This window comes from Pseudoalteromonas sp. AWH4_217 (genome assembly GCF_056161105.1).
This window is the reverse complement of the sequence record NZ_JBSWYM010000014.1, coordinates 62,433-81,827: the sequence shown is the minus strand read 5'-3', so window position 1 is coordinate 81,827 and position 19,395 is coordinate 62,433. Positions and strand designations below refer to the sequence as shown.

13 protein-coding genes are annotated in these 19,395 nt (G+C 47.5%); 5 read left to right on the top strand and 8 right to left on the bottom strand.

The annotated features are described in order from the left end of the window. Nucleotides 1–40 precede the first annotated feature (40 nt). Nucleotides 41–886, top strand: a complete 846-nt coding sequence (locus tag ACXAH1_RS17260; protein ID WP_475198387.1) for an acyl-CoA thioester hydrolase/BAAT C-terminal domain-containing protein — start codon at nucleotides 41–43, stop codon at nucleotides 884–886. A 63-nt stretch (nucleotides 887–949) separates the two neighbouring features. Here the strand turns inward: ACXAH1_RS17260 and ACXAH1_RS17255 are convergent, their stop codons facing one another. Next, nucleotides 950–2,083 (bottom strand): alpha/beta hydrolase, encoded by a 1,134-nt coding sequence (locus tag ACXAH1_RS17255; RefSeq protein WP_475198385.1) that lies wholly within the window; start codon nucleotides 2,081–2,083, stop codon nucleotides 950–952. Nucleotides 2,084–2,319: 236 nt separating this feature from the next. Here ACXAH1_RS17255 and ACXAH1_RS17250 point away from each other — a divergent pair, with 236 nt between their 5' ends. Both ACXAH1_RS17250 and ACXAH1_RS17245 read left to right on the top strand, forming a co-directional pair. Then, entirely contained in the window at nucleotides 2,320–4,320 is a 2,001-nt protein-coding gene (locus ACXAH1_RS17250; protein WP_475198383.1) for a winged helix-turn-helix domain-containing protein, read from the top strand. 72 nt (nucleotides 4,321–4,392) lie between these two features. After that, complete coding sequence (locus tag ACXAH1_RS17245) at nucleotides 4,393–6,240, top strand: S41 family peptidase (protein WP_475198382.1); 1,848 nt, start codon at nucleotides 4,393–4,395, stop codon at nucleotides 6,238–6,240. A 193-nt stretch (nucleotides 6,241–6,433) separates the two neighbouring features. On the opposite strand, the gene ACXAH1_RS17240 is transcribed toward ACXAH1_RS17245, so the two are convergent. From ACXAH1_RS17240 to ACXAH1_RS17215, 6 genes are all read right to left on the bottom strand, one after another. Next, nucleotides 6,434–7,651, bottom strand: coding sequence for an Nramp family divalent metal transporter (locus ACXAH1_RS17240; protein ID WP_475198380.1), 1,218 nt, complete (start codon nucleotides 7,649–7,651; stop codon nucleotides 6,434–6,436). Nucleotides 7,652–7,701: 50 nt separating this feature from the next. Further along, entirely contained in the window at nucleotides 7,702–9,366 is a 1,665-nt protein-coding gene (locus tag ACXAH1_RS17235) for a methyl-accepting chemotaxis protein (RefSeq protein ID WP_475198379.1), read from the bottom strand. Between the two features lie 27 nt (nucleotides 9,367–9,393). After that, nucleotides 9,394–10,215, bottom strand: coding sequence for a substrate-binding periplasmic protein (locus ACXAH1_RS17230; protein ID WP_475198378.1), 822 nt, complete (start codon nucleotides 10,213–10,215; stop codon nucleotides 9,394–9,396). A 95-nt stretch (nucleotides 10,216–10,310) separates the two neighbouring features. Continuing rightward, a complete protein-coding gene (locus ACXAH1_RS17225) occupies nucleotides 10,311–12,941 on the bottom strand; it encodes a TonB-dependent receptor plug domain-containing protein (RefSeq protein WP_475198377.1) in 2,631 nt (876 codons plus the stop codon). 372 nt (nucleotides 12,942–13,313) lie between these two features. Beyond that, nucleotides 13,314–15,182: a M6 family metalloprotease domain-containing protein gene (locus ACXAH1_RS17220; RefSeq protein WP_475198375.1), complete on the bottom strand. Its 1,869-nt coding sequence runs from the start codon at nucleotides 15,180–15,182 to the stop codon at nucleotides 13,314–13,316. Between the two features lie 109 nt (nucleotides 15,183–15,291). After that, nucleotides 15,292–16,344, bottom strand: a complete 1,053-nt coding sequence (locus tag ACXAH1_RS17215) for a hypothetical protein (protein ID WP_475198374.1) — start codon at nucleotides 16,342–16,344, stop codon at nucleotides 15,292–15,294. A 532-nt stretch (nucleotides 16,345–16,876) separates the two neighbouring features. Between ACXAH1_RS17215 and nudB the strand changes: the two genes are divergently transcribed. Continuing rightward, nucleotides 16,877–17,317: a dihydroneopterin triphosphate diphosphatase gene (gene nudB / locus ACXAH1_RS17210; RefSeq protein WP_475198373.1), complete on the top strand. Its 441-nt coding sequence runs from the start codon at nucleotides 16,877–16,879 to the stop codon at nucleotides 17,315–17,317. Nucleotides 17,318–17,325: 8 nt separating this feature from the next. Here the strand turns inward: nudB and ACXAH1_RS17205 are convergent, their stop codons facing one another. Beyond that, a complete protein-coding gene (locus tag ACXAH1_RS17205; RefSeq protein ID WP_475198372.1) occupies nucleotides 17,326–17,946 on the bottom strand; it encodes a class I SAM-dependent methyltransferase in 621 nt (206 codons plus the stop codon). A gap of 287 nt (nucleotides 17,947–18,233) precedes the next feature. On the opposite strand from ACXAH1_RS17205, the gene ACXAH1_RS17200 reads away from it, so the two are divergent. Continuing rightward, on the top strand, nucleotides 18,234–19,343 hold the full coding sequence (locus tag ACXAH1_RS17200; protein ID WP_475198371.1) for an alanine racemase: 1,110 nt from the start codon (nucleotides 18,234–18,236) through the stop codon (nucleotides 19,341–19,343). The last annotated feature ends 52 nt before the right edge of the window (nucleotides 19,344–19,395 follow it).

The window sequence follows — 19,395 nt, the reverse complement described above, 5'->3', positions numbered from 1 at the left end:
TCAATTTCATATCTGACAATAATAAACACAGGAAAATTCTATGAAATTTGCAATGCCAATTTTAATGGTAGGGCTGCTTAGTGCCTGCACATCGTCCACCGACCCTGATGTAAAGCATCACTTTATCGAAGACGGTCAGCCTCATCCATTGGTCATTCTGCTCGGTGGCAGCGAGGGCGGAAACACACTGGCTCAGCCACATTTTAAACCGCTCATGGATAGCTTTCATAAGCACGGTATGTCGGTTGCCTCTTTGGCTTATTATGGCACGCCGGGCACACCGCAACGGCAGATCTCACTGCCACTGGATGACATCGCCAGCCGTATTAGCAAACTCGCAGAGCATCCGGGCATTAACAAAAACTGTATTGCCGTGTATGGCTTCTCAAAAGGGGCTGAGTTGGCGCTGCTATTGGCCAGTCATTTTGAGCATATCAACCATGCGGTTGCCGTTATGCCAAGTCACGTTAGCTGGAACGCTGTAAAGACACTGTCTTCTGAGCCGGGGTGGCAGCTTAACGGATCGCCGCTCCCTTACGTTAATGCACCGTTACTTTCCTGGCATATGCAAAAGGGCGTGGTCACCGGAAGTTACACACCCGCATTTTCTGCTGCACTAGACAGAGCTGACACCAAGACGTTGAACGCTGCGCGGATCCCGGTAGAAAAAACTAATGGACCGGTACTGCTGGTCTCTGCCAGGCAAGATGAAATCTGGCCCTCTCATTATATGGCACAAGAGATCATAGCCTCGCTCAAAAAAGCAGATTTTTCTTATCCATATCAACACCTTGAATTACCAGGCGGCCATTACAGCTTTAACCGCGAAGTACAAAATCAGGTTAATCAGTTTTTAACTAAGACTCTGGTCAATGAGTGTCAATAACCGAGTTCTGCATTGACACCAGCCGGTAACTCATCTGATGGGTTTCCGGCTGTTTTCCTCACATCATAATGCTTGTTGGATTTTAGTCTTTTGCTTTTTTAGCCAGGCCAGCTGAGATGCATCATCCACAGACAAGTTTATTGCCTTATTTACTGCTTCTATCGCCAACTGCGGCGAGTCTTTGGCCATCAGCACCCGGCTCAACATGCCGTAAGGCTCGGCAGTGTGTGGATAATAGTCAATCCATTTGTTCACGATGTACTCGGCCTCTTCCAAATACTCTTTAACAACCAGATAATTACTCAACCCCCAAAGTTCATTAAACTCAGGCACCACCTGATAGCCGAGACGGTCAGACAATCCCTGATAGTGCTTATCAAATTGACGTTTGTCTCCTTTGACCTGCTCACCGGTGATCCACCAGTTACGAAAAACGTAACGCACAGCATCATACAAGCCAATATGTGCTATGGTCATATGATCTTCTGCCTCATAGATATCAGCATGCCAGTTCAGCTTGGGTCCGGCATGTGCATCCAGATTCTTTCTCAGGCGAATAAAGTTCGGAATTTGTTGTTCGAACGGTGTATCCCCCTCCGTCGAGATAATGAGCGTTTTATCCAGCTTTAGTCGTTGTGGGTGCTGTTCAACAAAAGGCAGGAAATTACTACTCCCCCAGCCCAAAGCCGGTGATAGCGCAATGTAGACATCGAATAATTCTGGAGCCGACAACATACTGTACAAGGTAAATAAGCCGCCCAGAGAGTGCCCGCTGAGTAAATCGAATGAGTTGGTTCGATAGCGCTGTTCGACAAGCGGCATAACCTCAGTGCGAATAAAGGCAAGTAGCTGATGTTGCTCCGGATTAGTGATAACCTGCCCGTTATCCCCGTACGGACTCAAATCCCGACTTCGAGAACGCGTTTCAATCCCTACAACTATCATCTCAGAAATACCACCTTGCAGGTAATGGATCATACTGGCAGCATGCTCTAACTGTGCGCTGGCATCGGTCAGGTAAAGCACCGGATAGCGCCGCGCTTTGTTTTCCCTGCTAAAATAGCCCGTTGGCAAAGAGATATGCACTATCCGTTGTTGTTTGAACACCTTTGAACTGATCGGTATCTCTATGTCTCTGTCGTTGCTCCAGGATACGCCAGACAAAAGTAACAATAGTACTAAGCAAACTTGCTTCATTTCCATTTACTCCATTGTATTTATTATTAAAAAGCGCTTAAATACTCATCCGCATGAGTACACAAACAGGTGCAATGATGTGAATGCACGAAAGCACCTAATGGGGGCAAATTCCGGTTTGGCCATTCACACCGACTGCGTAGCGCAATAGAGCATGAAGCACATACAGGGGCGATGCAGTCGCCCTAATTTTTACCTTAGGAATTTCTTAGGTCATATAAATCAATAAGTTAAACATGGAAAAACTCACTAACGCTTTTGCAATAAACGACATAGTCATTGACCCTCTGCGTAATCAGGTGCAGCACCCGGACGGTGTTAACACGCTGGAACCAAAAGCAATGGCCTTATTATGTGTACTTGCTGCAAAGCCCGGCACAGTGGTTGCACAAGAGACCCTGTATGAAGCAGTCTGGCCCGGTCGTGTTTTTTCACCCAGTTCGTTACAACGTCTGATCGCACTGCTAAGAAAGGCGCTCAGGGACAGCAGCAAGTCACCCAAGATCATCTTTACTCATGCCAAACAGGGTTACAGCCTGGAAGCCAGAATTTCACAGCCCAAAACCCGCTCTGAAATACCGTCCAGAGCAATCATATATGCAATCACAGTTTCCCTGTTACTCTCTGTTATTATTACTTATATTTATTCCAAACCAGCGGCATCTATCTCCTCGACCCAACCGTTTACCTTCACTTCTGAGGCTGAGTTTGGAGGTCAGTTTTCGCCTGATGGGGAGGCCATTGCCTTTCTGCGCAAGGGGATTGATAAACAAACTAACCTGATTGTCAGGAAACTTAAAAAGCCGACTCAGGACCTGTACGTAACCGATAATCAGATCCGCGATTTTATATGGCTTACGAACGAGCAACTGATAGTTGCACTGGCAGATTCTGATGGAGTAAAGCTGACAAGATATACGCTAACACAATCTGGCGTTCAATCTCAGCAAAGCCTCCCGACAATCGAGCATCTGAGTGATATTAGCCACCTGCATAAGGGGCCCGGCTCTGCGCTCTATTTTGTTGCACATCAATTAAACAATACGTTGTCTTCTGATCAAATCGGCGGATTGGGCACCGCGATTGTGCAGCTCAACTTAGTCAGCTTTGAGTTAACGACGTTGATGCCCCTGTCTGAAACACAAAGAGTGGTGGACCTGGCCACTGCACCTGATGCCCTTTATATTTCATTGTTTGAACATAAATCCAACAGCACACTGGCGAAGATTGAACCTGAGCTCAAAACTGTCTCCCCCGTACATTCAGAACTTGATGGACTCTATAAACTGGCATGGGCTGAGCGCTTGCAAACGCTGGTGTTGCTGGACAGCTTAAAGCCTGAAATATTTACACTCTCAGCCGATAACCAGCTCGTGCCTATTGAGCATGATTTATCTACAGGCGTCGCCAATGCGGACATTTTTCAGGACAAGCTTCTCAGCACTCAGGTGCGTCAGAATATCAAGGTGTTTAGCAGCCGTAATCCTGACACAGCGCTCATTGACAGTAAGTATGAAGACTACCTTGCCTCAGTGTCACCTGACGGCCGTCGTGTGGTATTTGTTTCGAACCGCAGCGGTTACCCTCAGCTTTATCTGACAGATCACCACACCCACCCCGACGTTATTTTTTCTAACCCTCTCAGAGAAGATTTTATTTCACGCGCTATCTGGCATCCATCAAATAACCGGCTGGTGTTTGCTGCTGACAACAAGGTCTATGAGTATACCCCGGCTACGCGTGAGCTTTCAGAGTTAGCTGTTGGGCAAAAGATCAGCAGAGTCGAATACTGGCAAACCTCTGAACAATCAGAGTCCGGGGTGCTTTACCTTGCCGATGCCGGGCAAGCCAATATAGTGAGCTATGAAATCGACTCCGGTGACGTGAAGTTGCTGCCCGGCTCTGGGCACCTTGTCTATGCAGACTCGAAGTTACAAGTATATTGGCACGATAATACACTCAGTACATCTGCCGGGCATAGCTGGCAACCCGAAAGCGGAAAAATACGCCACGCCTTCTCCGTGGGTGAGCGTATTCTGGTACAGATAGCGGCTTCGGATACTCCTCAGCTGCTTGAGTTTAACCACCAGCTCACCCTGCTTACTCAGCGGCCGCTGCCTGATTCAGCCCAGTTTGTGAGCAGTGCTTTCTATACCGGGCAAAACGCCCTTATTTATTATTATTCGCACTGGAAAAACACCGACAGTGACCTGATGCTCTCAAAGATCAATCCCTGAGTGGTGGTTTACATACGTTCAAATTAACGCTAGCTTCGTACCTGATAAAGATAAAAACAAGGAAAATGCATCATGCGACGTCAGCTGTTTTTTATATGTATAAGCCTCTGTCTGGTAGCCTGTGGAGGCGGCGGAAATAGTGAAAATCAAAATACTTCCTCCGAAGTCAGTCAGGGAACACCACCCGATAACACGCGTCTGCCCAGCGCGCCTCAGCCCCGTCCTGCCGTAACATTCAATGAAATCCTGATAGACGACATAGAGGACTTTGTAACTCTCGCACATTCGGTGCAATATTTTTATCCCTCTGAAGAGGTTAGGGATTCAGACTGGCCGCTTTTTATTGCTGAGAGTATTGTCGAATTAAGCCAGACCAATGAGGCTGAACGCTCAGATAAAGGAATTGAGCTACTGCGTCAAATAGCACCATACATCACAACCGCGCAAAATCAGTTACCTGCATTAGAGCAACAAACTCAGGTTGCAGCCTGGCAGCAAAATGCGCCCTTTTCTCAGGTCACCTATGACAGAAACTTACTGTCGGGCACCTATGCTTCACTAAGTAATCGGGTGTATCTGCCAAGTAACCCATATACAACGCAAGCCTATGATCAGCAAACCTTGTATTTCCCTTTGTACCTGCCTGTGCAGACGACGTTATCAGGTGAAACATTCTCCCGGTTAGGTCGCTGGCAACTGGAAGAAGCGTTCGCGCAACCGGAAATATGCATGGCTACGGTTTCTGGTATGTGGGCTATGATCCAGCACTTCTGGCCTTACTTTCAACAGGTAGAAGTCAACTGGTCACAGAGTTTAAAGCCACTCCTCACAGCCTGTACTGAACCCAGTCATACTCAGCGAGAGTCTCAAATATTCTCTGAGTTCACAAAACTCAATGACAATCACCTTTCGATCGCGTTGCCGGATCCTGAGCGCCAGCCTTATCGTTACTATATGCCCTTCCTGTTCGAGCTTGTTGAAGGGAAAGCGGTGATCACCCGGACAGAAGAAAAAAATACGTCAAATATTGAGATAGGCGACGAAATCATCTCAATTGATGGAGAACCTGTTCAAGCTTATCTGCAAAGCCGCGCAACCACTTCACTGCGAAATCAATTACACCGGCTTAACTGGGTAGCACGAAAGCACCTGTATCAAAAATCTGATGCGCCCATTGTGTATCAGCTCAAAAAACCAGATGGCAGCGAGATTCAGCAAACTGTCACACCGATACAGCTCGAAGGTTTGCTCACGTTCAACGGCATGCGATACGTACCAACGAGCCGCGATATACTTGAGCACCTGGGTGATAATATTTATCGGGTCAATGTCTACAATGTCGAACAACAAGCCCTTGGAGACCTGAAAGCCCAGTTGAGTGATGCCAAAGCGGTGGTACTAGATTTACGGCAATACCCAACCAGCTGGCATGGTTGGCAAGGCGTGCTGAGTTGGTTTATCCAACGTGATGCCATTAACAACACACTCACCTATTTTTGGCAGGGCGCCCCAGATCAGAGCGACACTCTCGTACAAAACCTGTCACAGACTATTCGTGTCGATAGCAACTCTTTAAACATTCCAGCGATAGTTCTGGCTTCACGGGAAAGCCAGAGTCAAAATGAGCATGCTTTGGTATTTGCGCGAAGCGGTGGCCTGAAAGTACTCGGCGAACCGACATCCGGTATTAATGGAGAGATCTTTGAAGCAGACTTTTTTAACTTCTCACATCAGCTGGCCCTGGAGCACATCTTTGTTTTCACCAATATGCTCGCTAACCGCCTCAATGGTGACCCCCTTATAAACGCAGGCGTTGAAATAGACATGCTGGTCCCCAGAACTATTGACAGTGTAAGAGCACAGCAAGATAACCAACTGGAAGCCGCCGTGACATACTTAAAAACACAGCTTGCCCAATAATTTTGCAACAGAAGCCGACAGCATCGTTTATCTTTGCCATGTATTTAAAGAGGTTACAGGCAAAAATGCGATACTGTCGCGCTGGCATTAAGCGGCCTTTTAATCATCACAATGATGATTACTATGGCTGCACAAAAAATGACAGGTTTAAACCGCGTGCAATTATAGCGGTTCAAACAAAAGTTATTGGGTGTTAAATCCAGCCCAGTGACTTTCCTATTAACCGAATGCCCAGCATTGCAGTGAAAATCAGCACTGAAGATCCTAGAATATTTGAAACGCGCGTATTTGAGTATTGCCCTAACATCCGCGTATTATTCATAACATAGAGCAGGAAACCGGCAATAATCGGCAACAATAGTCCGTTAGCAAACTGGGCCAGTAAAATGATCTCTATGGGTTTTATATTAGCCATTGAAAGCACTGCCCCAATCCCTATAATAGTCACACTGATCAGACGAAATGCTTTGCCATCCACCTCAGTGTTCAACTGCAGCAGCTCAGATACTACGTAACTGGTTGCCAATGGCGCGGTTATCACACTGCTCAACCCCGCAGCAAAAAGCCCAACGCCCAGCAGGTATTTAGACAAACTTCCAAACAAGGGCTCAAACACCTTGGCCATATCCACGGCGTTATTGACGCTCAGGCCAAGCGTAAAAATGCTGGCTGCAGCCGTTGACGTCACCAATATCGCAATCAGGCCACCCAGACCAATTGAAATTGCGGTATCAGTACGCGCTTGAGGAATATCGTTAGGATCCGACCAATGCGTTTTTGCCGCTGACGCATGTAAAAATAAATTATAGGGCACCACCGTTGTTCCGATCAGCGCGATGACTGTAAGTAAAGACCCTTCAGGTAACTGAGGTGTCACCAATCCTTTGAACAACGCTGTCAGATCTGGGCCCACCAAAAAGAAAGTGACCACAAATGCCAGCGCCATAATCGAGACCAGCGCGATGAGAATACGCTCAATTTGCTTATAGGTTCCGAGCATTAAAATCACCGCACCAAGGGCAGTTAAAGCAATAATTGATCCTCTGAATACCCACTTACCTGGGGTAGAAATAGCCTCAATACCCAGCGCAGCGCCCACCAAATTACCCGCTTCATAGGCGGCGTTGCCAATACAGATAGCCACAATAATCAAAGCAAAGAGCGGCCATTTCCAGACAGATTCTCGTAACGACTCATGGATCACCTCGCCCAATCCTTTTTGTGTCACGATTCCCACCCGAGCCGACATTTCCTGCAAAATAATCGTTGCTATGGTTGCAAACACCAATGCCCACAGCAAAGCATATCCAAATTGAGCGCCAGCCAACGTACAGGCGGTAATTGTGCCGGGTCCGATAAAGGCTGCGGTCACAATCACACCCGGCCCCAGGTTTTGTATTTTCTTTAGCATGGTTCACGCTTTCCTGACAGGTACTTTGGTATCCACTTAACTCACCTCACTTAAATTTTGAAACGATTCACGATGGCTGCCAGCTCTGCCGCTTTTTCGCTAAGATTGGTGCTGATCGCTAAGTTTTCGGTACCGATTGAGACAGACTCTTTACTGTGCTGCGAAATGGACTCCGTCCGCTCCGATATTTCTTTGTCTACGATGTTTTGCTCTTTCGTCGCATCGGCAATGTGTTCATTCACATTCATAATTTCATTGATAAACAGCACTATCTGCTTGAGCGACTCGGCTGCAGATGCAGCCTTGTCAACGGTGGTGGCACTGTAGCTTTTGCTCGAATCCATGGCACGCACCGCTTCTTTTGAGCCGTCTGTCAGCGTGTTAATCACACTCAGGATCTGAGCTGCACTTTTTTGTGTCCGGGTAGCCAGCTCTCTCACTTCATCGGCAACCACGGCAAACCCTCTCCCCTGCTCTCCCGCGCGTGCCGCTTCAATGGCTGCATTCAGCGCCAGCAGGTTGGTCTGCTCAGCAATTTCCTGAATGATAGATAAAGACCCGGAGATCCCCTGAACATCCCCTTCCAGTTTAGAGATAACACCACTGGCTTCATCCAGCTTTTGCGCTAAAGTATTCACCGAGTTCATCGCTTCATCAACAGAGTGACGGGTATCTTTGGCACTGCCATCGGCATTTTTAGCTGAGTTTGCTGCCTCGTTGGCATTGCGCGAGATTTCTTCTGCCGATGCTGTTAACTGCGTCATTGCCGTCGCAATCAGCTCGGTTTCTGACTGCTGGCGAAGCAAAATGGAATTGATATTTCCGGAGGCCGAAGAGATTTGCTGGGTTTCATCAACAACCTCATTGGTCAGTTTAGCGACCTTTTTGATTAATTCGTGAAGCTGTCCTAAGAAAATATTAAAATCCCGACTCAGACTGTCAAACTCAGGAACGGTAAAATCCGGAATGCGTACCGTTAAATCGGCATCTCTTGCCGCGTAAATATGGATGGTGTCTTCAAACTTAGATAAGGGTACTGTAATGCTCTTACTGATGATCAGGCCCAGGGCTGCAACGCCAACGGATACTACTAGCGTGAACAACAAGATATTGGTGATGCTCTCGTAAAGCTGGATTTCATTCTTATCTCGCATTGACTTAACCAATGCATCGACATCATCGGTATAAAAGCCCGTGCCCACGACCAGGTCCCATTTGGCAATATAGATACTATAAGCCAGCTTGGGCAGAGGCTCAGTCTGACCCAGCTTGGGAAAATAGTAAACGGAGTAGCCATCACCTGTTTTTGCAGAATTAATAATATCTCGTACCAGATAATTGCCTCTTTTGTCTTGTAAATCGATAAAGTTTTTACCAATTCCCTGCTCACTGTCTCCCTGCATAACCCGCGTACCGTCGGGTTTAAAGCCAAACAAATAGCCACTGCCACTGAACTTAATGTTCTTAAGGAGTGCAATGGCATCTGATTGTGGATGGTCGCCTTGCATCAAAGGAGTTAATGCTGATTTGGCAATTTCCAGATACGCTTTGAGCTCAACGCGTTTCATCCGCATCATCTCTTTACGGCTCAGGTCAACCTGCACCTCATTGAGTTTTTTGGCCTCAAGATAAGTAATCAGGGTCACAACCGATGAGATGATGATCACAGGGATCAATGACAACAAGATGAGCCTGGATTTTATTTTGAGTTTCATGCTGTTCGGCCTCTTTATTGCGCTGCTCTAGGAGCGCTCTTCGACGTCTTTGCCGGTTTGCGGCGACGTATCGTATATGGATTCTTCCTTGTTGTAGTGTTTAAGATACTCCCGCAGGATTTTATCGTACGTCCCGTCTTTTTTGATTTCCCGCAGCGTTTGCTCAACTTCCAGCCTGGTTTTATCCAGGGCTTTAGCCATAGAAAATGCGATAAAGCTTGGTATCTCGTAGCGATAGCTGGGGACTTCAGCAACTAGCTCTTCAATGCCAAGCAGCTTGATGATCTCAAGCGCTCCCAGTTTGTTGATTATCACCACCTCAACACGGCCGGCAAGCAGCAGCTCAAAGCTCCTGCGACCTGTATCTGTCGTCACCACACTCTCAAATACGCCGGTGCGGATGGCCTTATCGATCTCAGATCCATAGCTTACTTTATGCATCACACCTATCCGGTAAGGTGCCAGAGAGTTGAGCCGACCATCGAAATGAATATTATTTTTCCTCAGGGTAAACAGCGCAATAGACTGATCTATCAATACTTCGTCCGCGTAATCTAAAAACTTGAGTCGTTGCGGAGTTTTATAAATAGTGAAAATACCATCGTAGCGTCCCGTTTCGACTTCTCTGATGGCCCTGCCCCAGGGTAAAATTTCAATCGTATAGGGCTGCTCCATGCGTTTGAACACTTCCCGAACCAGTTCAACGGCAATGCCACTGGGACCATTTTTCCCCTGAAACTCATAGGGTGGGTATTCCAGCGTCACGAGTTTGATTACACGCTCCTCGGGTACACTGGCCCCCAGCAAACACAACAATGCAACGAAGTGAAGTAACACCCGGCAGGTCATAGTTACTCCGTCTCTCGTCGCGCGGTTTGTATCACCCAACCAGCAACTGAGTAGTGAGACCGATACAGTGACTTGTGTAAACACCTGGCCATAGTTCAAAAACTCAGCTGAATCTTAATGTATGCCCGACGCCCTCTTGGGTCGCCGGTTCTGGGGTCATAGCTGCCCGCAATACTCACAAAGGGTGGATCCTCGTCAGTTGCATTGACGACTCCTGCAATAAGCCGGGTTTCGGAGTCATCTCTGATAACCTCGCCAAGATTGACACTGTATTGCAAATCAAGGGTATTGAAAGAGCCAATAGACTCCCCACTGACGTCGTTTTCATAGCTGGCTACATGACGCAGGTATACGTTGGCACTATGCTCACCATCAGACCAGTTCAGACCTATGCTTCCCCTTAAACGTGGTGCCGGATTGCCCACCGTATTTCGGTTGAGCTGGCCCAGTCCGTCGCTGGTGTTACCAGATGCATCCATCAAATCGTAGCTCAGCAAATAGGTGGCTTTAAGTTGTGGCCTGAAATCCCCCATATCGGTGCGATAAAGGGTGGTGGCGCTGATGTCCAAACCAGAAGTATCAATGGCCTCAGCATTGATGAATTTGGTATTGACGATGGAAATAGTACCGGCAGAGGTGCGGATCACCCGGCTTGGGTCATTAGGATTGGCATTGACCACTGCCTGGTGACTCTCTCGTGTTAGCACATCCTCAAAAGAAAAGTCCCAATAGTCAACATCCACAGACAGCTCATCAACGGAGAATGACAAACCTAAGTTAACCGCCTGCGAGGTTTCTGGCACCAAATCAGGATCACCCACAGTTCTGTTGCCGCCAAAGGTTGTGGACCCGTCTTCAGGATCAGTTATATTGGCAAAGTTTGTCTGTACGCCCTGAAGTTGATGCACAGAAGGCGCTCTGAAAGAAGTACTATAGGTTCCCCTGAACGAAAACATATCATTGGCCAGCCACAAGAAGGAGACCTTTGGATTGGTAGTGTCACCGCCAAACTCGCCATAATCTTCGTAGCGTACAGCTGCACCTATTTCTAAGTCGAGTGTCACTGGCACAAGGACTTCAGCAAACAGCGCTTTTACGTCACGTTCCCCATAAAAATTCTGGTTGCCAATCAAAAAAGCAAAGCTATCTTGCTGAGTGAAAGAGTCGTAGACATTATTGATAGATTCATCGCGATACTGCATGCCAAGCGCGTACCCTACATCGCCTCCGCCCACTTCAAACAAAGATTCGCCAGTTATGACCAGTTCATAGACACGCATTTCTGATTCAGCGTCGCCTATATAGTCACCGATGATATAGTCTCTCAGCCGCTCGTTGTCAGGGTCGTTCGGATCAAAAGGATTGAAATAGAAACACTCGCCCTGCCCAGCCTGAGAGGCTCCGCTGCATTTTGCCCCCCCGAAACCATGTAAGGCAGCCTGGAAGTTATCTGTGATCACATCTCTGGGGTTCAGTATGGCGTCGTTCGCAGCCGCAACAAACGAAAACTGCCAGTAAATACCTTCGGTTAATTCACCATCTCCGCCCATCGCAAAGCGCGATGTAGTATGATCGTAGTAATTGATTTCGGTCGGTTTCCCCACACCATAAGGGCGACCTCTGAAGAAAATATCTTCGCCGTAGGGGTTATCGGGGTGACTGGCCAGCACGCTGGGCGCATTAAGTACGGGAAAGCTGGGCGACACTTCCCGGGTTATTTTATTTCTTGCATAACCAAACTCAGCCCATAAGCGTGTTGTATCGCTCCAGTCCCAGGATGCACGAGCGTAAGCTTGCAATCTGTCTTCGTTCGGCACTGCGGTGATCTGCGGGCCAAAATCAAACAAGCAAAACGAGTTGCCATTCGACCCTTCGGAGAAAATCCCACCATTTTGCACACAGTTTGGATCTGCAACCGTCAGGCCGTTGGGATTGTTCTCGTCGGCAAGAGAAGGAATAACGAAACTGCCGGGATTACCGAAACTACTGGTTGCAGGCTGTAACCAATCTACTTCGTCGAGTAATAAGCTGGAACGCTCAAGAAAACTGACAGCAAAAAGCATGTGACCGGTGTCGCCAACATAACCCCCATGGGCAAAGTCTATTTTGGTGTCCTCCTGATCTCCATCGCTCCAGCGTGTCCGATACTCATACTGGATCTCAGTGCCTTCCATATCATCACGGGTGATAAAATTCACAACCCCGGCAACCGCATCAGAGCCGTAAATAGCAGATGCGCCATCTTTGAGTATTTCAACTCGTTTGATCGCCAGGGTTGGCACCAGGGAGGCGGTATCAACAAAGCTTGCGCCCTGATCGGTTACCACTGCGGATGTGACCTGCCTGATACCGTTTAGCAGCACCAGCGTAGAAGATACACCCAGCCCCCGGAGGTTGACGTTCGAGGTGCCCGCGGTGAAGTTTTGCGACAAATTATCTGAGTTGTTTTGCGAGCCTGCATTAAACGGCAATACTTCGATGAGATCTCTGACATTATTGGCACCAATATCCGTCAGGTCACTCAGCTCAGTACTTGATATAGGAGATGCGCTCTCTGACTGGACAGAGCGTTTAATCCGCGAGCCCGTTACTGTGATGGTCTCGATGGCGCTTTGCTCATTGCTTTGGGTATCGGTGGGTGTTTCAGCCACGACCAGAGCCGGACAGAGTAGTATAGACAGAGCCCGCAATAGCAAAGATGGGGCTCTGAGCGAGGAGTTGCACATGATTTCACCTTGTTCTATCTGACGGTAAAGTTCTCAAGTGCTATATATCCCTGGAGTACGACAGCTACCAAATCGCTGACATGTCTCGCCAGTGTAAGGCTTTCGCTCTGCTGCTAGCAGCGATACAAGTGTCTTAGTAATACAAGTAAAACACTTACATCAGATAAGTAGTCAGAAGTACTCGCCCAGGATATGGCAAAACACTAGACACGAAGTGGTATCGCTCCTACAGCATTTTATATTGCTGTGTTAAGCATAGCCCGAGATTTCAAAGTCATGGTAAAACTATGCGGTTTTTTTACCCAATACGGCCGACTAAGCGCGGACGTGCCTGGCCAGTTTTCCCAGACACGTCTAATTACCTCTTTTCGTCTATTTACTTACACGAAGTGTGTAGCTGCCCGCGCCTGAGTAGGAATAGACCACAAAACGATAATAACCAGATGATGCACTGTAATTGATCGACTCCGTGGAAGTGGGTGATTCGGAAATGGCAACCTGTTGCCAACGGCCATTGAGCCACTTCTCTATTTTTAAATCAAAATCAGCACTCGCCGGACCACTTAACGACAAGCCTATGGTTCCACCGCCATACTGAAACCAGGTGCCATTTGGTTCAATCGCACTTTGCTTATCGCTCAAAGTGCCTGTGTAAGTATCCGGTTCAGGTTGTGTGGTCGATTCGATAGTGAAAGAGATGGTTTGTGCCGGATCGGAAATGTCACGGATCCTGAGTCCGGAATCACTGCCGTTCCACCACAGCGCATTGGTACCACGAGACGTTTGTGCATTAGGTAAAGCCTGGGTAAATTCTCCTGCTACATCGAATAGGTCGCTGCCATCACCACGATTGCGTTTGTATTCCGGGTCCCGATTGCCGTCACCATGCTCCATCTGAATGTACGGATACCATTCATTGGAGTTGCTGCCACGACTGTCGACATGCCACACAGCCAGTCCCTGATCGAGTTGTTCTGAGTTTTGCCCCGACTTGTGAATGGCTTCGATGTAAAACGCTTCGTTACTGTTGGCCGGATTCGTCCATTTATAAGAAGTGCCGCTGTCTGAGGTATGACTTAGCCGGCCAGATGGTGCATTGGCGTTAATCGCGGGGTTTAATTCTGTTACTGTGTCCCAGCCAGCAATGGCTCTGAAATGCGCCACTGGCGGCGTTGGTTTATAGCGATTGGTTGTGCCAATGGCGCCGTATCCCATAACACCAAAACTGGCAACGGATCCTTCAGAGCTACCATCGTAATCATACAAGTCTGGCCAGTTGGTAATTAAGTGACCCGATTCATGAACAAACGTGCCGATCGCCAGGCTAGCGCGCATATCTGTGATCTGGTAGCGATCAGTACAGACGCCATCGGCACAAAAACGCGGACTGAGTCTGGCCATGTGGGGCCACAACCCCTTCGACCAGGCGCTGTCCGAGTCACCAGCATAGAAGATATTCAGACCACGAATTTGATTACTGCTGTTGGTGGTCAGCTGAGAAAAATCAAACCCCTGCTGATATTCGAGCCATTGTAATGCTTCATTGATCAGCTCCTGAGAACGAACCGTCGAGCTCAGGCTGGAATCGGCATAATACGCTTTGTTCTTTTTCGCGGTGTAATACTGTGTCACCGTGTTGGTGTAATCCAGCTTATCGCCTGATACAGATCGAAAGTAGCCCCTCACCGACTGCGCATTACCAAACTCATTGTAATTTAAATCGTTTAAAAAGCGCTCTACCTGCGCTTTGGAAATGCTACCCCGTTCATCCGGAAAATCGATGATGATCGTCAGCCCCTTCACCTGACCGCTGATCTCTTCGCCCCCCTGCGTACGGATCGTGGATGAACGAGAGAGCTTATCGCTGCCCAGCATTTGCGCGCGTTTTGATGTCACTAACGCAGCTTTCGCGGCGTCACTGAGGCCTGTCTGTGGTTCACTGACAGTAAGGCGATGAACAGAGTGCAGTTCCTCAACTAGGTGACCAGTTGAAACCAGCGTTGCGCCATCCGCACTGACCTTAGCATAAGCCATGCCTTTGAGTGATGGATCGTAAACAGCCAGGCGACCGTCCGCGGTCCTTTGCTCTGCGTAGTAATCATTACCTTGCAGATACAGGGTCACAGTCTGACCATTTGGCTGAGTGAATTCGTAACGTGTGTTGTTGTAGGGGATTGCGGCCTGAATCAGTGTGGTCACAGTGACTGCACTGATAGCCAATAAAGCGTGTAGTGTTCGCATAATTAAGTTCCTTTACATGTGTAATAGCCCCTTCCATATCAGGTTTGATATGAAATTGGGAACTTAATTATTAACCATATTTTTACAACTTATCAAATTTAAATTTTTATTACCAAAACGCTGCCACCCTATTTCGGCCGGGTGTACTTTCAACCTGACCACACCAACGACGCAACGAAATCCTTGCTGTAACTGGTTTATCATTTTGCTCGGGTTGCTGTTTTGCCTTTGCAGCAGACCAGGCATCGGCAATGGCTTTATTTGCCAGTAACTGAACATAAAGATCGATAGAAGGTGTTAGTTCTGAGTTGATCAGTGTCGGCATTGAGGCCATTAATTTGTCCCGCATATCCGATTCCAGTACCCGTGATTCAACCACAGTGTCGAATACTGCCAGTTGCCACCGATAGAAGTCATTAAAAACAGCCTGCCCACTGGCATTTATCTGAGTCGCGACGGATGTTTTAAAGCGCATAAACCCACCCCAGTCACGTAAATGAATTTGTGTATTCAGTAAATTCAGGCCCGTACCAGCGGCATGACCAAATTGTTCAGTTTCTGAGTGAAATAAAAATGCCCGGATATACATCAGCTGGGCATTTCGATAACTATTGCTATCAAAATACAGATTACCCAGGTTGTTCTTGATGTTGGCAATGATCTCTCTGTCTTCTGAAAGCATCATCGCGTCTTTAAGTATGCCAGTGGCTTTTTTATGCTGACCTGTAAAGCGATAAACCACCGCCAGATTGTTCGCAATCCGAGCGTACTGCTTATCATCTGTTACATAATTCAACGCACACTCGTTGAGCAGCTGCGCATACTGGTAGTCGTGCATATGCCTGTGATATACGGCTAAAGAGCCAATAACATGAATGTGTTCTCCATGCAGATAGCTCTGCCACTGATCTTTACTCAGTTGGTTGATTATACCTGACACAGATGCTGAGTCATGTGAGCGCACACTCGACTCCAGTCCGGCAAGATAAACTTGCAATAGCCCTTTACTCGGCTCCTCAGGCAGCTTGTCATATACCTCTCGAAACAGAGCGACCGCCCGCGTTGGGTTTTTGCCATTCAGGTCTTTTAGTTGGTTTAACGTTTTGAACAACTCCGCAGGTGTTAAAGTGACGGCAGCGGAAAACAACAAGCTTGTGAGCATAAATCAGTGACACCTAATTGCAATCTTATTAAGCATGGTACAGATACAATTAATATACCAGAGAACACACCGAACTCTGATTGACTATCATTAATGCAATTCGGTCAAAAAACACCCCAAAATACACACAAAAAAAACACAAATGTTAACAACAAAAGAAAGCGCCATTTTTACCCGAATCATACACAGAACAGGAAGACCATAATTTTACTGATAAAAAATAGACAAAAACACACAATATTAAAATATTAATATGAATTTTCTCATTTATGTGTTTACATTTGGAAAACACTGCGATAGCATGAAGTCGTTCCTTAGGGCATGGCTTATCACACGAGTCATTCCAAATGAACTCCCGAGAAGTAGAGCTTACCAACAAGGATGTTGGTTTATTGGGTATTTCCTGGCACAGTTTTGTTGCTATTGGAGGTTGGGCAGGATGTTTCCTGCCTTTTTTTTTGCCTGTAACCTTGTACTTGCCAAACTGACTTACTTTTGGGTAAATTTAGTAAAAATAGTACAGCGGCCACTTATGACACTCAGACTACCTCACTCCGTTCTTGTCGTCATTTATACTACTCACAACGAATTTTTACTGCTACAACGCGCAGATGATCCCGGTTTCTGGCAATCTGTGACGGGTGGCGTTGATCCCGGAGAGTTGCCGATTGAAACGGCTTACAGAGAGTTACTGGAAGAAACAGGCATTGATGCAAAGGCGCTTGGGGTCACTATCAAAGATCACCAAAAGTGCAATCAGTACACCATCAGAGAACAGTGGCGGCACCGATATGTCGCAGGTGCGACTGTTAACACTGAGTACGTATTCAGTGTCTGTGTGCCGAGTGGTTGCGAAGTACGGCTGGCGCCAGGAGAGCATCTGGCTTACCGCTGGCTCACCCAGCAACAAGCAGCCGAGCAAGCCTGGTCAAGCAGTAACAGCCAGGAGATTTTATCAATTGAACAGGATTAATTTATCTATTAAGCAGGTTTAAATAGCAGCGTCTGCCAAGTGACAGAGGCTCTGCCCTGTGCATCCTCTTCCGGTTCAGTTACCTCAAGACAATGCAAGTCTGCCTTTTGTGCAATATCAAGAATATACTCAACCGAGCAATTTTGCATGCCGCGCACTTTAAGTGCTTCCTCATCATCACAATGGCGCAGTTTAATAGCCAGCAAACCATGCTGGTTCAGCAAAGTGCGTAAGGTCAGCATTGCCTGCTGGCCGGAACTGGACTGCAAATAGTTAAACACCGAACTGACCAAAATCACATCGAAGGCAGCATGGTTCTTACGTACTTTGTACAAACAGGGCAACTCATCCTGATACCAGTTAACCGGCATATCGCGGGTGTAAGCTTGCCCTAAACGGTTTAACGAACATACGGGCTCTACCGCAACCACTTCCGCATTTTCTGCCTTCTCAGCAAAAAACCGGGCATCTCTGCCAGCGCCGGCACCGATATCCAGGAACTTCAGACCTGTTTCAGACATCAATGGCGTCACAAATTTTAGCCAAGAGGCATGTAGCAGCTCAAAGCGATATGATTGATACACTTTGGCGAGTTGTAATGCATTGTCTTCATAATATTGCATAGGCATAGATGCTAGGCTCCAACCATTTTTAATTGTTCCTGATACAACGCCATCATAGACAATAATAAAGGCACAATTATGACATTTTGGTTAAATATGGCTTTGGTTCAGTCAAGATTAACGCTTTGATTTAGTGACAAAAACGTATACATTGGTTGCCATATAAAGGGGGGTAGTTCCGTGTATTCTTCGCGACTATTCGCATGTAACCAGTATGATTGAGAGCACGCTAGGACTCCCCCATTTTTGCAGACTGTTACCTGCGTCAGGGATCCATTACACCAGGAGTTTTTATGTCACTAGATTCTTTACAGACCCCGTGCCTATTGCTGGATAAGCAAAAGCTACTGAACAATATCAATCGGCTAAATAAACAGCTGGCGCGCTTTGATGTGACCTCGCGGCCACACCTCAAAACCCTGAAGTCGGTAGATGCCGCTCGGTATATGCTAAGTGATCTGTCGGCGCCCTGTACGGTTTCGACGCTGCAAGAAGCAAGACAGTTTGCTCAGGCAGGTTGCAAAGATATCACTTATGCAGTGGGGATCAGTGAACACAAATTGCCTGAGATACTGGACCTGCAAAACCAGGGCATCACTATGCACATTCTTATGGACAGCTTCGAACAGGCGCAATTTGTCCATGCTTTTTGTCGGGAAAATGATTGCCAGTTTAGCTGCCTGATCGAGATTGACTGTGACGGCAAACGGGCCGGCATAAAACCGGATGATCCCCAACTCATTGCCATTGCTAAAATTCTGCAAAGCGCTGGACTGTTTAGTGGTGTCCTGACCCATGCCGGCGGTGCATATGACTGCCACAGCCTGGACGCAATCAGAGCAATGGCACAGCAAGAACAAGCAGCAGTGCGCGATGCTGCCAGTAAACTGGAAAGGCAGCAAATCAGCTGTGACGTTATTAGCGTAGGCTCCACACCCACAGCACTGTTGGGTGAAGGGTTTGCACAAATCACCGAAGTGCGAGCTGGCGTTTACGCTAGTATGGATCTTGTTATGGCTGACCTTGGCGTATGCCAGCCAGAGGATATCGCATTAAGCGTCCTTACCCGGGTGATTGGTCATAATCAGGAAAAGAACTGGCTGATCCTGGACGCGGGCTGGATGGCCTTATCACGCGACCTTGGTCTGGCGTCACAGCCAGGCGGTTACGGTCAGGTATGTGATGAAACCGGGCACGTTTTACCCGGGTTGTATGTCAACAGTGCCAATCAGGAGCATGGTATCGTCGTATTACCAAACACACTCAGCACCCACGACTTTGCCATAGGTACCTTACTGCGCATTTTGCCGAACCACGCCTGTGCTACCGCCGCGCAACATGCGGGTTATCAGGTGATCTCGGATGATGAAATAGACTACTGGCCACGATTTGGCGGCTGGTAATGGTCCACATTCAGCATTGTTGCTATAATACAGACACGGAAATAAAGAAGGA

Bases quoted from the DNA above. Each gene is read 5' to 3' on its own strand.
- ACXAH1_RS17260 (WP_475198387.1), top strand. From the start codon at position 41: ATGAAATTTGCAATGCCAATTTTAATGGTAGGGCTGCTTAGTGCCTGC.
- ACXAH1_RS17255 (WP_475198385.1), bottom strand. From the start codon at position 2,083: ATGAAGCAAGTTTGCTTAGTACTATTGTTACTTTTGTCTGGCGTATCC.
- ACXAH1_RS17250 (WP_475198383.1), top strand. From the start codon at position 2,320: ATGGAAAAACTCACTAACGCTTTTGCAATAAACGACATAGTCATTGAC.
- ACXAH1_RS17245 (WP_475198382.1), top strand. From the start codon at position 4,393: ATGCGACGTCAGCTGTTTTTTATATGTATAAGCCTCTGTCTGGTAGCC.
- ACXAH1_RS17240 (WP_475198380.1), bottom strand. From the start codon at position 7,651: ATGCTAAAGAAAATACAAAACCTGGGGCCGGGTGTGATTGTGACCGCA.
- ACXAH1_RS17235 (WP_475198379.1), bottom strand. From the start codon at position 9,366: ATGAAACTCAAAATAAAATCCAGGCTCATCTTGTTGTCATTGATCCCT.
- ACXAH1_RS17230 (WP_475198378.1), bottom strand. From the start codon at position 10,215: ATGACCTGCCGGGTGTTACTTCACTTCGTTGCATTGTTGTGTTTGCTG.
- ACXAH1_RS17225 (WP_475198377.1), bottom strand. From the start codon at position 12,941: ATGTGCAACTCCTCGCTCAGAGCCCCATCTTTGCTATTGCGGGCTCTG.
- ACXAH1_RS17220 (WP_475198375.1), bottom strand. From the start codon at position 15,182: ATGCGAACACTACACGCTTTATTGGCTATCAGTGCAGTCACTGTGACC.
- ACXAH1_RS17215 (WP_475198374.1), bottom strand. From the start codon at position 16,344: ATGCTCACAAGCTTGTTGTTTTCCGCTGCCGTCACTTTAACACCTGCG.
- nudB (WP_475198373.1), top strand. From the start codon at position 16,877: ATGACACTCAGACTACCTCACTCCGTTCTTGTCGTCATTTATACTACT.
- ACXAH1_RS17205 (WP_475198372.1), bottom strand. From the start codon at position 17,946: ATGCCTATGCAATATTATGAAGACAATGCATTACAACTCGCCAAAGTG.
- ACXAH1_RS17200 (WP_475198371.1), top strand. From the start codon at position 18,234: ATGTCACTAGATTCTTTACAGACCCCGTGCCTATTGCTGGATAAGCAA.